A 13,956-nucleotide genomic window follows, 5' to 3' on the forward strand; every position below is an offset into this window, starting at 1 on the left:
CGTCTCGCCGCAACTTTCAGCCTTCCCGCACGGCCCCGTGGTGATTCATCCCACACCATTGCAGCTGATTCGGCATTGCCTGGGAACTTCTTACCTGTTTGAGGGACCGAACATCCTTGCGATCGGGTGGTCGGTCCGGATGCCTGGACGCGGTCCGGCCGGAGCGGTCCGGGAGACATCGCAGGAGACATCGCAAATCGTCCGACTCCAAGGATTACCCAGTGGTAAAGATGACGATTCCGACCCAGCGTAAGACCATGGGAGGCGGCGAACCCAAGGCACGACTCCCCTGACAGCGAAGGAACAGCGTGGCTTCCGCATCCGATCGCAACCCGATCATCATTGGCGGCCTGCCGAGCCAGGTCCCGGACTTCGATCCGGAGGAAACGCGGGAGTGGCTCGACTCCCTCGACGCCGCCGTCGACGAGCGCGGCCGTGAGCGGGCCCGCTATCTGATGCTGCGCCTGATCGAGCGGGCGCGCGAGCGGCGCGTGGCCGTGCCCGAGATGCGCAGCTCGGACTACGTCAACACGATCGCGACCAAGGACGAGCCGTTCTTCCCGGGCAACGAGGAGATCGAGCGCAGGATCCTCAACGCCACCCGGTGGAACGCGGCCGTCATGGTCTCCCGGGCCCAGCGCCCGGGCATCGGCGTCGGCGGCCACATCGCCACCTTCGCCTCCTCGGCTTCCCTCTACGACGTGGGCTTCAACCACTTCTTCCGGGGCAAGGACGAGGGCGACGGCGGCGACCAGATCTTCTTCCAGGGCCACGCCTCTCCCGGCGTCTACGCCCGCGCCTACCTGTTGGACCGGCTCTCCGAGCAGCAGCTCGACGCCTTCCGCCAGGAGAAGTCGAAGGCCCCGTACGGCCTGTCCAGCTACCCGCACCCGCGGCTGATGCCGGACTTCTGGGAGTTCCCGACGGTCTCGATGGGCCTGGGCCCCATCGGCGCCATCTACCAGGCCCGGATGAACCGGTACATGGAGGCGCGCGGGATCGCGGACACCTCCGACTCACACGTGTGGGCGTACCTCGGCGACGGCGAGATGGACGAGCCGGAGTCGCTGGGCCAGCTGTCCCTGGCGGCCCGCGAGGGCCTGGACAACCTCACCTTCGTCGTCAACTGCAACCTGCAGCGCCTCGACGGCCCGGTGCGCGGCAACGGCAAGGTCATCCAGGAGCTGGAGTCGATCTTCCGCGGGGCCGGCTGGAACGTCATCAAGTTGATCTGGGACCGCTCCTGGGACCCGCTGCTGGCGCAGGACCGCGACGGCATCCTCGTCAACAAGATGAACTCGACGCCCGACGGCCAGTTCCAGACGTACGCCACCGAGACGGGCGCGTACATCCGGGACCACTTCTTCGGCGACGACCAGCGGCTGCGCGCGATGGTCGCGGACATGACCGACGACCAGATCCTGCACCTGGGGCGCGGCGGCCACGACCACAAGAAGATCTACGCGGCGTACGCGGCGGCCCGCGCCCACAAGGGCCAGCCGACGGTGATCCTGGCCAAGACGATCAAGGGTTGGACGCTCGGTCCGAACTTCGAGGGCCGCAACGCCACGCACCAGATGAAGAAGCTGACGGTCGACGACCTCAAGCGCTTCCGCGACCGCCTGCACCTCCCGATCACGGACGCGCAGCTGGAGAGCGGCGCCCCGCCGTACTACCACCCGGGCCGCAACTCGCCCGAGATCCAGTACATGCACGACCGGCGCAAGGCCCTGGGCGGCTACGTGCCGACCCGTGTGGTGCGCGCCAAGCCGCTGCAGCTGCCGGGCGACGCGGCCTACGCGGCGGTCAAGAAGGGCTCCGGCCAGCAGTCGATCGCCACCACGATGGCGTTCGTCCGGCTGCTGAAGGACCTGATGCGGGACAAGGAGATCGGCCGGCGGTTCGTGCTGATCGCGCCGGACGAGTACCGCACCTTCGGCATGGACTCGTTCTTCCCGAGCGCCAAGATCTACAACCCGCTGGGGCAGCAGTACGAGTCCGTCGACCGCGACCTGCTGCTGGCGTACAAGGAGTCCCCGACCGGCCAGATGCTGCACGACGGCATCTCGGAGGCGGGCTGCACGGCCTCGCTGATCGCCGCCGGATCGGCGTACGCGACGCATGGCGAGCCGCTGATCCCGGTCTACGTCTTCTACTCGATGTTCGGCTTCCAGCGCACGGGCGACCAGTTCTGGCAGATGGCCGACCAGCTGGCGCGCGGTTTCGTCCTCGGTGCGACCGCGGGCCGGACCACCCTGACGGGTGAGGGCCTGCAGCACGCCGACGGCCACTCCCAGCTGCTGGCGTCGACGAACCCGGGCTGCGTCGCGTACGACCCGGCCTACGGCTACGAGATCGCGTACATCGTCAAGGACGGCCTGCGGCGCATGTACGGCCCCGAGGCCGAGGACGTCTTCTACTACCTGACCGTCTACAACGAGCCGATCCAGCACCCGGCCGAGCCGGCCGACGTCGACGTGGACGGCATCCTCAAGGGCATCCACCGGGTGGCCACGGGCGCGTCCGGCTCCATCCCGGCGCAGATCCTGGCCTCGGGCGTGGCCGTCCCCTGGGCGCTCCAGGCGCAGCGGATCCTGGCCGAGGAGTGGAACGTCAAGGCGGACGTGTGGTCGGCGACCTCCTGGAACGAGCTGCGCCGCGAGGCCGTCGCGGTGGAGGAGCACAACCTGCTCCACCCGGAGGAGGAGCAGCGCGTCCCGTACGTGACGCGGAAGCTGTCGGCCGGCGAGGGGCCGTTCGTCGCGGTCTCGGACTGGATGCGGGCGGTTCCGGACCAGATCGCGCGGTGGGTGCCGGGCGCGTACACCTCGCTGGGTGCGGACGGGTTCGGTTTCGCGGACACGCGCGGTGCGGCGCGGCGGTTCTTCCACATCGACGCCCAGTCGGTGGTGCTGGCGGTGCTGACCGAGCTCGCCAAGGCGGGCCGGATCGACCGGTCCGCGCTGAAGCAGGCCGTGGACCGCTACCGGCTGCTGGACGTGGCCGCGGCCGACCCGGGTGCGGCGGGCGGCGACGCGTAGCGGCGGCCCCGCGGGGGTCGGGGGCCTGAGGATCCTGGGGTCATGTGGGCTTCTGTGCCTTGTGGGCTGTGTGGGCCTTGTGGCCCTGAGGTGACGGCCGGCGGGCCGGGGTGCGGGTGTGCGCCCCGGCCCGCCGCCGTGCGACGGCCGCCGCACCGCTGCGCCGGCCTGTGAGCTTTACGCGTTCCTTACGATGCTCCGTATGAAGGAACCGTCCCGCCAGCTGCGGTGGGAGCAGTGGAGTCAGACCCCGCTGCTCGTCCTCGCCGTGGCGTTCGCCGTCGCCTATGCCGTACCGATCGTGGCCCCCGACGCGGACGTCCGGGTGCACCGTGCGTGCACCGTCACCGAGTGGGGGGTGTGGGCTTCGTTCGCCTTGGACTACCTGGTGCGGCTGGGCCTGTCCGCCTCCAAGAAGGCCTTCGTCCGCGCCCACTGGCTGGACCTGATCGCCGTACTGCTGCCGATGATCCAGCCGCTGCGGCTGCTGCGGCTGGTGTCCACCCTGCTGCTGGTGGGCCGGCGCGCCCGGATGGCTCCCCAGATCCGGCTCACCACGTACGTGGCGGGTGCGGTGGTCGGGCTGATGATGTTCGGCTCCCTCGCCGTGCTGAGCGTGGAGCGGGACGCGCCCGACGGCAACATCCGGAACCTGGGTGATGCCGTGTGGTGGAGCTTCACCACGATGACCACCGTGGGGTACGGCGACCACTCCCCCACCACCGGGCTCGGCCGGGTGCTCGCAGTGGGGCTGATGCTGTCCGGGATCGCCCTGCTCGGTGTGGTCACCGCGAACATCGCGGCGTGGTTCATCGCCCGCTTCGAGTTCGACGACCAGGCCGAGCGGGAACAGACCGCCGCCATCGCCGAGCTGACCGCGGAGGTACGGGCCCTGCGCGCCGAGGTCGCCCGGCTGGGCGGGACCGCCCCGGGCGGGCAGGCCGGCGTTCCTGCCCAGGCGCCCGAGGCGGGGCCGCCGGCCGCGGTGGCCGCGGGGCCCCCGGCGGGCGGGATCCGCTAGCGCTAGCGTTCCCATACCTTGAAGGCGCGCACCAGGTAGGGCGACTCCGGCAGCTGGACCCCGTCGCCGGGGTACGTCTGGAACTCGCCCGTCTCGGCGCACTCGGCCGACTGGTAGGTGGTCACCGGCCGCCCGGTGCGGTTGACGAGGGACTGGGCGCTGGTCCCGGCGGGCAGCGCGGTGCAGCTGTTGACGTCCAGGGTGCTCAGCTCGTGGGTGTGCCGCTTGCCCTTGAAGCCGGGCTGTGCCCAGAGGCAAAGCTGCCCGGTCGCGCAGGGCACCGCCTGCCTCGGCGGCGGGCCCGCGGCGGGTCGGGCGGGCCCGCCGGGTGCGGCGTGCGCGGTGCCGGACGCGCCGGGCAGGAGGGCCGCGAGCACCAGGGCGGCCGCGGCCAGGGCCGCGTGGGCCCGCGCGGAGGCGGTGCGGGCGGGCGTGACTCCTGCGGGGGAACTCGTACGCATGACGGGTCAACTCCTTGTGGACGTGCCGCCCGCGGACCGGTTCCGCAGCGGCTCGGCCCCCACGCTGACCTGCGCGGACAGCCCGGCGGAAGGGGGTACGGGCGGGTCCACCCGGATAGGCGACAGCCCGCCGGAACCGCCCGGCGGGGCTGTGGAGCACAGCGGGTTGACGCCCCCGAGCCCGCCGCTCAGACGTGGGCCGCGCCCGCTCCCGCCGCCGCGTTGCCACCGCGCTTGGTGAAGCAGGCCACGACCGCGGCGAGGACCGCGACCACGCCGGCGACGGTGAAGGCGGTGCTCATGCCGGACACGAAGGTGTCGTGCGCCACCGTGGTGACCGCGTCGGCGACGGGCTGCGGCGCGCCCTGCGGGACCGGTGCGAGGCCGACCTGGACCGCCGTCTCGGCCATGCCCTGCTGCTCCGGGGAGAGCGGCGGCAGCTCCGCGGCCCGCCAGTTGTCCCCGAACGAGTCACCGACCGTACGGGCCATGACCGCACCGAGGACGGCGGTGCCGAGGCTGCCGCCGACCTGCATGGCGGCCTGCTGGAGCCCGCCGGCCACCCCGGACAGCTCCAGCGGGGCGTTGCCGACGATGACCTCGGTGGCGCCGACCATGACGGGGGCGAGGCCCACGCCGAGCAGGCAGAACCACAGCGACATCTCGAGGGTGCCGGTGCCCGGGGTGAGCCGGGACAGCCCGAAGCAGGCCGCGGCGGTGGCGGCCATGCCGGTGACGAGCGGGATGCGCGGGCCGACCGCGGTGATGGCGGCGCCGGCCAGCGGCGAGCCGACGATCATCATGCCGGTCAGCGGCAGCAGGTGCAGGCCGCTGTCGACGGGGCTCATGCCGCGCACGTTCTGCAGGTAGAAGGTGACGAAGAACAGGCCGCCCATGAAGGCGAACGCCATCAGCACCATGAGCACGGTGCCCGCGGACAGCGGCAGCGAGCGGAACATCCCCAGCGGGATCAGCGGCTCGCGGGCTGCGGTCTCCCAGACGGCGAAGAGCACGAAGCAGACCACGGACCCGCCGAGGAACAGCACGGTCCGGCTGTCGCCCCAGCCCCATGCGGAGGCCTTGATCAGCGCCCAGACCAGGGAGAACATCCCGGTCGACAGCAGCGCGACGCCGGGGAGGTCGAAGGAGCGCGGGGCGTTCTCGGTGCGGCGGTCGAGCAGGATGACCAGGCCGAAGGCCAGGGCGATGATGCCCACGGGAACGTTGACGAAGAAGACGGACTGCCAGCTGACGTGCTCCACGAGCAGGCCGCCGACGATGGGACCGCCCGCGGTCGAGGCGCCGATGACCATGCCCCAGATGCCGATGGCCATGTTCAGCCTCTCGGCGGGGAAGGCGGCGCGCAGCAGGCCGAGCGCGGCGGGCATCAGCAGGGCGCCGAACAGGCCCTGGGCCACGCGGAAGCCGACGAGGAACGCGACGCTGGAGGACAGGCCGATCGCTGCGGACGCCCCGGCGAATCCGGCGATGCCGAGGAGGAAGGTCTGGCGGTGGCCGAAGCGGTCGCCGAGCTTGCCGGCGGTGATGAGGGAGACGGCGAGCGCGAGCAGGTAGCCGTTGGTGGTCCACTGGACGTCGGAGAGCGAGGCTCCGAGGTCCTTCTGGATCTCGGGGTTGGCGACGGCGACGATCGTGCCGTCCAGGGTGACCATCATGACGCCGATGGCCACGGCGAAGAGGGTCAACCAGGGATGGCCGCGCAGCCGCGGCCTGGCCGGCGCCCCGCCCGGCGCCTTGACGGGTGTCCGGCCGTCGACGGGCGCCCCGTCGTCGGGGCCGTCGACGGCGATCTGACGAGTCATGCGAACAGGCTAGTGACAGCGGCTGACACTTCACAGACGGCTCAACGAGGCAGTCGCTGTCAGGTCCGTCACAGGTACCCTGACCGCTTGCTCAGCGTCAGATCGCGTACGCGGCCGGCTCGTTGGGCCACCTCCCGCCCGGCACCGGAGCCGGCCCGAAACCGGAACCGGCACGAAACCGGAACCAGCCCCGAAAGGACTCCCGCGGTGATGACCGACGAGCGGCCGGCACAAGCGTCGCGGGCGCCCGGACTGCGCGAACGCAAGAAGCGGCGCACCCGGGACGCGCTGCTGCGCGCCGCCCTCCTCCTCTTCATCTCGCAGGGGTACGAGCAGACCACCGTCGACGAGATCACCGACGCCGTGGACGTCTCCCAGCGCACCTTCTTCCGCTACTTCGCCAACAAGGAGGAGGTCGCCTTCGCCGCGCAGGACCTGGCCGAATCGCACCTCCTCGCCGCCCTGCGGGCCCGGCCGGCCGCGGAGGGCCCCCTCACGGCGCTGCGCGCAGCCGTGGGCGACGTGTGGGACACCCTCGACGAGGCCCTGTCCGAGGTGGTCCCGCTCGACCTCTACCTGCGCACCTACCGGCTCATTGAGTCGACCCCGGCGCTGCTCGCCGTCCACCTGCGCCGCTGCACCGAGCTGGAGGAGCAGCTGGCCCGGCTGATCGCGGAGCGCGAGGGCCTGGACGTGGACGCCGACCCCCGCCCCCGGGTGGTCGTCGCCGCCTTCTCGGGTGTGATGCGCGTCACGGGACGACTCTGGGGTCAGGGCGGGGACGCCGGCGTCGCCACGCTGCGGGACATGACCGAGGCGTACCTCGACCGGATCGGCCCGGCGCTCGCCTCGGACTGGCGCTGACGGCGGGTCACGTGAGCCTGGTCACCGCGGACCGGTTCGGGGGGTGAGCCCCGTCACCGTGAGGCCCGCAGCCGTGAAGCCCGTCACCGTGAGCCCCGTGGCCGTGAAGCCCGTCGCCGTGAGCCCGGTCACCGTGGCCGGGCTCACCCCGTGGTCCCCATCACCCTGTGCCTCAGGGCCCGTTCCGGTCTCATACGCTGGTCCCAGTGAACCTGCCCGGCCTCGCCCACCCCACCGCCGTCGGCGCCGATCCGCGCCCTGCCGTCCTGCGCACCCTGCTCGCGCTGGCGGTCGTCTTCATCATGCTGGCGACCACCGGCTGGACCGCCGTGCACCGGCCCGACGCCGGCACCACGCTGCGGGCCGCCGCGCTCGCCGCCTGGTCCACGGCCCGGATCGACGGCCGGCCCGTGCCGCCGGCCGACGCCCCCGTGCGCACGGTGGCCCGGTTCTTCGCCGACATCGACCCCGGACGGCAGGCCCGGCTCGCGGACGCCCACCCGTTCGTCGTCGGCAACCTCGACGGAGCCCCCGCCGCCCTGCGCTACCGCGCCAACCTGCGCGCCCTCGGACTGGCCGAGAAGGCCGAGCAGGCCCGCAGCCGCGACGTCAGCCTGACCCCGGCCGACCGCAACACGGCCGGACGGCGCGCCCACCGCTTCGCCTCCCTCGCGGGCCCCGGCCGGCAGATCCTCGCCTTCAACCCCACCGGCGGCGGCCGCGTCGCCGAGGTCTTCGGCGACCTCGACCAGGCCCGGCGGGTCTCGGTGATCGTCCCCGGCGTCGACACCGACGTCCTCACCTTCGAGCGCACGACGCGCCGGCTGACCGCCCCGGTCGGCATGGCGCAGTCGCTGTACGCGGCCGAGCGCGCCGCGGCTCCGGGCAGCCGGACCGCGGTCATCGCCTGGGCCGACTACACCGCCCCCTCCGGCGTCGGCATGGACGCGGCCACCGGGCGGATGGCCGTGGACGGCGCCGTACGGCTGGAGGCCCTCGCGGCGTCCCTGCCGGGGGACGCGAGCGTGGCGCTGTTCTGCCACAGCTACGGGTCGGTGGTGTGCGGGGTCGCCGCGCACTCGCTGCCGGACCGCGTGACGGACGTCGTCGTGGCGGGCAGCCCGGGGATGCGCGCGGGCTCGGTGGCCGACCTGGACACCTCGGCCCGCGTGTGGGCCACGCGGGACTCCGGGGACTGGATCGCGGACGTGCCGCACCTGGAGGTCGGCGGTCTGGGACACGGGGCGGACCCGGTGTCGCCGGAGTTCGGCGCGCGGCTGCTGTCCTCGGCAGGGGCCAAGCGGCACACCGGCTATTTCGAGCCAGGCACGGGTTCCCTGGACAACTTCGCCAAAATCGGAACCGGCAGCTTCGACTCCGTTGTCTGCGCGACCGGGGACGATGCCTGCCGCCGCGGAATTTCCGGGACAGACGCGCACCGACCCGCGTAGAGTCCCGGAAATCGGACCCCGCTCCGAGGGGGACGCACAGGGGCGTATCCCTTTACCATGTGCCGCATGGGTGACGTACTGGCCGGAAATCATGCCGCCTGGGAGTTCGACTCGGACTCGGTGCTCATCCGCTTCACCCGGGGGATGCGAACGCCAAGGCTCTGGAATGCCCTCGGGGCGCGGCGGATCCCGTTCGAGGCACTGTCCGCGGTGGACCTCGCCACGGGCCGACGCGACGCGGTGGTGCTGGAGGCCGTTCCGAGACCGGGAGCGGATCCGCTGATGGAGGCCGCCGCAGGACAGCTGCGCGCGGTCTGCGACCCGTACCGTCTGGTGGTGCCGGGCGACCGGGCCGCGCAGGCGCGGGAGTTCGCCGACCGGCTGCGCGAGCGGCTGTGCCCCGAGGCGGACGAGCCGGCCGAGCGCTTCCTGGTGTCGGTGGCGGAGCCGCCGCTGCAGCTGAAGGCGTACGACGCGCGCGTGGGCTTCGACGGCTCGGCCGTCGGCTTCCAGTGGTCGCGTACGGGCGCCACCGGCACCAAGTGGAAGGCGGGCGACCAGCGTTACCCGCTGTCGGAGCTGGCCGGAATCGAGTGGCGTTCGCCGGAGGGGCCGGGCGGTCACCTGCGGCTCATACGCCGCGACGACACCGGGGCCGACCCGCGTCCGGACCACGACCTCGCGACGGCCGTGTTCGGCACCGGGTACGGGGCCGTGCACGAGTCGCTGCCGTTCGCCGCGGCCGTGCTCGCCGCCCTGCGGGTGCGCACCCCGGTGGCCTCGGTGCCGGCGCCGCGCGCGGACGAGCGCCTGCACCACCTGAGCGAGCTGCACAGCGCCGGCCTGCTGACGGACGCCGAGTACTCGGCCCTGCGGGATCGTTTCACCACGGGCCTCTCCGACGCGTAGCGCCCGCCCGTCGCCGCGCGTGCCCGTCGCCGCGCGTGCCCCGGTTGCGCCTGCCCCGGTTCCGGCCCCGCGTCGGGCCTACGCCTCGCGGGCCGCCGAGGTGAAGGTCATGTCCGGGTAGCGGTCGCCCGCGACCTGCCCGGCGATCGGCTCCAGCAGGGCCAGCTCCGGCTCCGCCAGCGTGATCCGGGTCGCGGCGGTGTTCTCCGCGAGCCGCTCCGGCCTGCGGGTGCCCGGGATCGGGACCACCGTCAGCCCGTGCACCTGCGCCCGATGCTGCACCCAGGCCAGCGCGATCTGCGCCGGGGTGGCCCCGTGAGCGCGCGCGACCTGCCGCACCGGCTCCAGCAGCGCCGCGTTGGCCTTGGCGTTGTCACCGGTGAACCGCGGCTGGAAGGCGCGGAAGTCCCCTTCCGACAGCTCCGCGGCGTCCGCGAAGGCGCCGGTCAGGAAGCCGCGGCCGAGCGGGGAGTACGGCACGAAGGCCACGCCGAGCTCGGCCGCCGCACCGACCGCGCTGCACTCCACGTCCCGGCTGAACAGGGACCACTCCGACTGCAGGGCCGCGATCGGGTGCACCGCGTGCGCCTCCCGGAGCTCCGCCCCGGTGACCTCGCTGAGCCCCAGGTGGCGCACCTTGCCCTCCTGCACCAGCTCTGCCATGGCGCCCACGGACTCGGCCAGCGGGACCGACGGGTCGTGGCGGTGCATGTAGTACAGGTCGATCACCTCGGTCCCGAGCCGCCGGAGGCTGTCCTCCGCCGCCCTGCGGATGTACGCGCGGTCGTTGCGTATGCCGCGGTGGTGCAGGTCGTCGGTGCGCTCGATGCCGAACTTGGTGGCGAGGGTGATCTCCTCGCGGTGCGCGGCGACGAACGGTGCGAGGAACTCCTCGTTGCGGCCCCGCCCGTAGACGTCCGCGGTGTCGAACAGGGTGACCCCGGCGTCGAGCGCCGCCCGGAGCGTCGCGCGGGCGGCCGCCTCGTCCGTCTCCCCGTAGAACTCGCTCATGCCCATGCAGCCGAGGCCCTGGATGCCGACCCGCGGGCCGCCCTTGCCGAGTTCGGCCTGCCCGATGATGGTGTTCTGCGTCACTCGCGTGCCGCCTTCCCCGTGTAAATGTCGATCTTGAAGTCCAGTACGGCGAGTGCATCGCTCAGTTCCGCGATCCGCGCCCGCACCTCGTTCCGGGTCCGCTCCAGCAACTCGCGCCGCCGGTCGACGGTGTGCTCGCCCTCGCGGAGCAGTTCGGCGTACGTGACCATGTCGGCCACCGACATGCCGGTGGCACGCAGCTTGCCCACGAACGACAGCCACCGCAGGTCGGCGTCGCTGAAGCGCCGCTGCCCCGAGTGGGACCGGTCCACGTGCGGCATCAGGCCGATCCGCTCGTACCAGCGCAGGGTGTGCTGGCTCAGGCCGGTCAGGGCCTCGACCTCGCTGATCGTGTACCGCGTCTGCGTCCCTGTCAGGCTCATGGCGCCCACGCTAGAACCCTTGAGTGCACTCCAAGCAAGTAGGCTCGGCGGCATGGAGAGCGTGGAAACCATGGACAGCCTGCGGGCCGTCGACACCTGGCCCGTACCGACCGCCGCAGCGGCCGTCGTCAAGGCGGACGGGAGCCTGGCGGGCTCCCACGGGCCCCTCGGCCACCGGTTCGCACTGGCCTCGGTGACCAAGCCGCTCGCGGCGTACGCCGCACTCGTCGCGTACGAGGAGGGCGCCGTAGAGCTGGACGAGCCCGCGGGCCCCGAGGGTGCGACGGTGCGTCACCTGCTGGCGCACACCAGTGGCCTGGCCTTCGACGAGCACCGGGTCATGGCCCCGCCCGGGACACGGCGGCTGTACTCGAACGCCGGCTTCGAGGTGCTCGGCGACCACATCGCCAAGGCCACCGGCATCCCCTTCGCCGAGTACGTGCACCAGGCGGTGTTCGAGCCGCTCGGCATGGCCTCGACCACCCTGGAGGGCTCGCCCGCCAAGGACGGCGTCTCCACCGTGTCGGACCTGGTCCGCTTCGCCGCCGAGCTGCAGGCCCCCCGCCTGCTCGACCCGCGCACGGTCGCGGAGGCCACCGCCGTGGTCCACCCGGGCCTCAAGGGCGTGCTCCCCGGGTACGGGCACCAGTCCCCGAACGACTTCGGGCTCGGCGTGGAGATCCGCGGCACCAAGAGCCCGCACTGGACGGGCGCCTCCTCCTCGCCGGGCACCTTCGGCCACTTCGGCCAGGCCGGCACCTTCCTGTGGGTGGATCCCGCCGTGCGCGCCGCGTGCGTCGTGCTGACGGACCGCGCCTTCGGGCCGTGGGCCGTGGAGGCCTGGCCTGCCTTCACGGACGGGGTCCTCGCCGAGCTCTCCGGCCCGCTCTACCGCTGAACGGGCCGCAGGGCTTCCCCAGGACTGCCGCAGGACTGCGGAAGCCCTACGGAAGCTCCCAGATCAGCAGCTCCCCCGGGGACCCCGCGACGGCCTGCAGGTTCTGCTCGCCGGTGATCCGGGCCGAGTCCCCGGGCCCGAGCTCCACCCCGTCCAGCCGCAGGTCGCCGCGCACCACGTGCAGGTAGACCCGCTCCGCGGCGGGGACGGCGACGCGCTCGCCCGCGCCCGGCCGCCGGACGTGCAGGACGGCACCGGCCGCGGGGACCTCGTACGGGGTGCCGTCGGGGAGGCCGCGCACCAGCCGGTACGCGGGCTCACCGCCGGGGGCCGGCGGCGCGAGCCAGGTCTGCACGAAGCGCAGCGGCTCCGCGCCCTCGTTGCGCTCGATGTGCCGGGCTCCGGATCCGGCGCTGAGGTGCTGCACGTCGCCGTGGCGGAGCACGGCCTCCTCGCCGTTGCTGCCCTTGTGCGTCAGCTCACCCTCGATGACCCAGGTGACGATCTCGGTGTGGCTGTGGGGGTGCTCGTCGAAGCCGGCGCCCGGAGCGAGGGCCTCCTCGTTGCAGGCCAGGATCGGGCCGAAGCGCAGGTTGTCCGGGTCGTAGAAGCTGCCGAAGGAGAAGGCGTGCCGGGTGGTGATCCCCGCGTCGGGGTCCCCGCCCGGGTACCGGTCGGCACCGCGGCGTACATCAATCATGGGCCCACGGTAGACCTTGGGTGTGAGGCCGCACTCCGCGCCGCCGTCCCGATAAGGCAGTCTTGTCCCGTGCCCCAACCCGAACGTGAGCATTCCCCCGCGCATCCCGCTGCCGCCCATCCGCATGCCGCGACGCTGCGCCGGCTGGAGAAGTCCTCCGGCCGGCTCGCCGCGAACGCGATCGCGCGCATGGACGAGTCCCTGCCGTGGTACCGGGCGATGCCCCCGGAGAACCGGTCCTGGATCGGCCTGGTCGCCCAGGCCGGCATCGCCGCGTTCACCGAGTGGTTCCGGCACCCCGAGACCCCGCAGGCGATCTCCACCGACGTGTTCGGGACGGCTCCGCGCGAGCTGACCCGGGCGATCACGCTGCGCCAGACGGTCGAGATGGTCCGCACCACGATCGAGGTCATGGAGGCCGCGATCGAGGAGGTGGCGGCCCCGGGCGACGAGTCGATCCTGCGGGAGGCGCTGCTGGTGTACGCCCGGGAGATCGCGTTCGCGACGGCCCAGGTGTACGCGCAGGCCGCCGAGGCGCGCGGGGCGTGGGACGCCCGGCTGGAGTCCCTGGTGGTGAACGCGGTGCTGTCCGGGGAGGCCGACGAGGGCGCGCTGTCGCGGGCCGCGGCCCTGGGCTGGAACTCGCCGGAGCACGTGTGCGTGGTGCTCGGCACCGCGCCGGAGGGCGACAGCGAGCTGACGGTCGAGGCGATCCGGCGGGCGGCCCGGCACCACAAGCTGCAGGTGCTGACGGGGGTGCTCGGCGACCGCCTGGTGGTGATCGCGGGCGGCAGCGACAACCCGCTGCAGGTGGCGAAGTCGCTGATCGGGCCGTTCGCGGCGGGCCCGGTCGTCGCGGGCCCGGTGGTCGCGGACCTGCTGAACGCGACGAAGTCGGCGCAGGCGGCGGCAGCCGGCCTGAAGGCCTGCTCGGCGTGGCAGGACGCCCCCCGGCCGGTACTCGCGGACGATCTCCTGCCGGAGCGCGCGATCGCCTCGGACCCCTCCGCCCGGGAGCAGTTGGTGGAGGAGATCTACAGACCGCTGGAGGAGGCGGGGTCGGCGCTGCTGGAGACGCTGAGTGTCTACCTGGAGCAGGCGAGCAGCCTGGAGGGCGCGGCGCGGATGCTGTTCGTGCACCCGAACACGGTGCGCTACCGGCTCCGACGTGTGACCGACGTCACCGGCTGGTCGCCGTCCGATGTCCGCTCGGCGTTTACGCTGCGGATCGCCCTGATCCTCGGGCGTCTGGCTGACAATGATCAGCAGCTCTAGACTTTTGTCGGACTTCAACAATTAGCCTGACGGTT

General features: G+C 72.7%; 12 protein-coding genes. 7 read left to right on the forward strand and 5 right to left on the reverse strand.

From position 1 onward, the window contains the following. Window positions 1-308 precede the first annotated feature (308 nt). Together aceE and HYE82_RS03795 are read left to right on the forward strand one after the other, a co-directional pair. A complete protein-coding gene (gene aceE / locus HYE82_RS03790; protein WP_179172475.1) occupies window positions 309-3,041 on the forward strand; it encodes a pyruvate dehydrogenase (acetyl-transferring), homodimeric type in 2,733 nt (910 codons plus the stop codon). Between the two features lie 202 nt (window positions 3,042-3,243). Next, the gene (locus tag HYE82_RS03795) at window positions 3,244-4,062 is read left to right on the forward strand and encodes a potassium channel family protein (protein ID WP_179172476.1); all 819 of its coding nucleotides are present in this window, start codon (window positions 3,244-3,246) and stop codon (window positions 4,060-4,062) included. Window positions 4,063-4,064: 2 nt separating this feature from the next. On the opposite strand, the gene HYE82_RS03800 is transcribed toward HYE82_RS03795, so the two are convergent. Then, window positions 4,065-4,523, reverse strand: a complete 459-nt coding sequence (locus tag HYE82_RS03800) for a peptidase inhibitor family I36 protein (RefSeq protein ID WP_179172477.1) — start codon at window positions 4,521-4,523, stop codon at window positions 4,065-4,067. Window positions 4,524-4,711: 188 nt separating this feature from the next. Further along, window positions 4,712-6,346, reverse strand: a complete 1,635-nt coding sequence (locus tag HYE82_RS03805) for an MFS transporter (RefSeq protein WP_179172478.1) — start codon at window positions 6,344-6,346, stop codon at window positions 4,712-4,714. Window positions 6,347-6,556: 210 nt separating this feature from the next. Between HYE82_RS03805 and HYE82_RS03810 the strand changes: the two genes are divergently transcribed. The 3 genes from HYE82_RS03810 (at window position 6,557) to HYE82_RS03820 (ending at window position 9,570) form a co-directional block, all read left to right on the forward strand. Further along, window positions 6,557-7,210 carry a TetR/AcrR family transcriptional regulator gene (locus tag HYE82_RS03810; RefSeq protein WP_179172479.1) on the forward strand — a complete coding sequence of 218 codons (654 nt, stop codon included), beginning with the start codon at window positions 6,557-6,559 and terminating at the stop codon, window positions 7,208-7,210. A gap of 302 nt (window positions 7,211-7,512) precedes the next feature. Beyond that, window positions 7,513-8,661, forward strand: a complete 1,149-nt coding sequence (locus tag HYE82_RS03815) for an alpha/beta hydrolase (protein WP_179172510.1) — start codon at window positions 7,513-7,515, stop codon at window positions 8,659-8,661. Between the two features lie 57 nt (window positions 8,662-8,718). Then, window positions 8,719-9,570: a DUF4429 domain-containing protein gene (locus HYE82_RS03820; RefSeq protein ID WP_179172480.1), complete on the forward strand. Its 852-nt coding sequence runs from the start codon at window positions 8,719-8,721 to the stop codon at window positions 9,568-9,570. 78 nt (window positions 9,571-9,648) lie between these two features. Here HYE82_RS03820 and HYE82_RS03825 read toward each other — a convergent pair whose 3' ends face one another. Both HYE82_RS03825 and HYE82_RS03830 read right to left on the reverse strand, forming a co-directional pair. Next, a complete protein-coding gene (locus HYE82_RS03825; protein ID WP_309144189.1) occupies window positions 9,649-10,665 on the reverse strand; it encodes an aldo/keto reductase in 1,017 nt (338 codons plus the stop codon). Next, entirely contained in the window at window positions 10,662-11,048 is a 387-nt protein-coding gene (locus tag HYE82_RS03830) for a MerR family transcriptional regulator (protein ID WP_256986899.1), read from the reverse strand. The genes HYE82_RS03825 and HYE82_RS03830 overlap by 4 nt, the downstream gene beginning before the upstream one ends. A 70-nt stretch (window positions 11,049-11,118) precedes the next feature. Between HYE82_RS03830 and HYE82_RS03835 the strand changes: the two genes are divergently transcribed. Then, window positions 11,119-11,946, forward strand: coding sequence for a serine hydrolase (locus tag HYE82_RS03835; RefSeq protein ID WP_179172513.1), 828 nt, complete (start codon window positions 11,119-11,121; stop codon window positions 11,944-11,946). Window positions 11,947-11,992: 46 nt separating this feature from the next. Here the strand turns inward: HYE82_RS03835 and HYE82_RS03840 are convergent, their stop codons facing one another. Then, window positions 11,993-12,646, reverse strand: a complete 654-nt coding sequence (locus HYE82_RS03840; RefSeq protein WP_179172481.1) for a pirin family protein — start codon at window positions 12,644-12,646, stop codon at window positions 11,993-11,995. Window positions 12,647-12,715: 69 nt separating this feature from the next. Here HYE82_RS03840 and HYE82_RS03845 point away from each other — a divergent pair, with 69 nt between their 5' ends. Further along, window positions 12,716-13,921, forward strand: a complete 1,206-nt coding sequence (locus tag HYE82_RS03845) for a helix-turn-helix domain-containing protein (RefSeq protein ID WP_179172482.1) — start codon at window positions 12,716-12,718, stop codon at window positions 13,919-13,921. Window positions 13,922-13,956 lie beyond the last annotated feature (35 nt).

The sequence above is a fragment of the Streptomyces sp. BR123 genome (assembly GCF_013401435.1).
Lineage (GTDB): Bacteria > Actinomycetota > Actinomycetes > Streptomycetales > Streptomycetaceae > Streptomyces.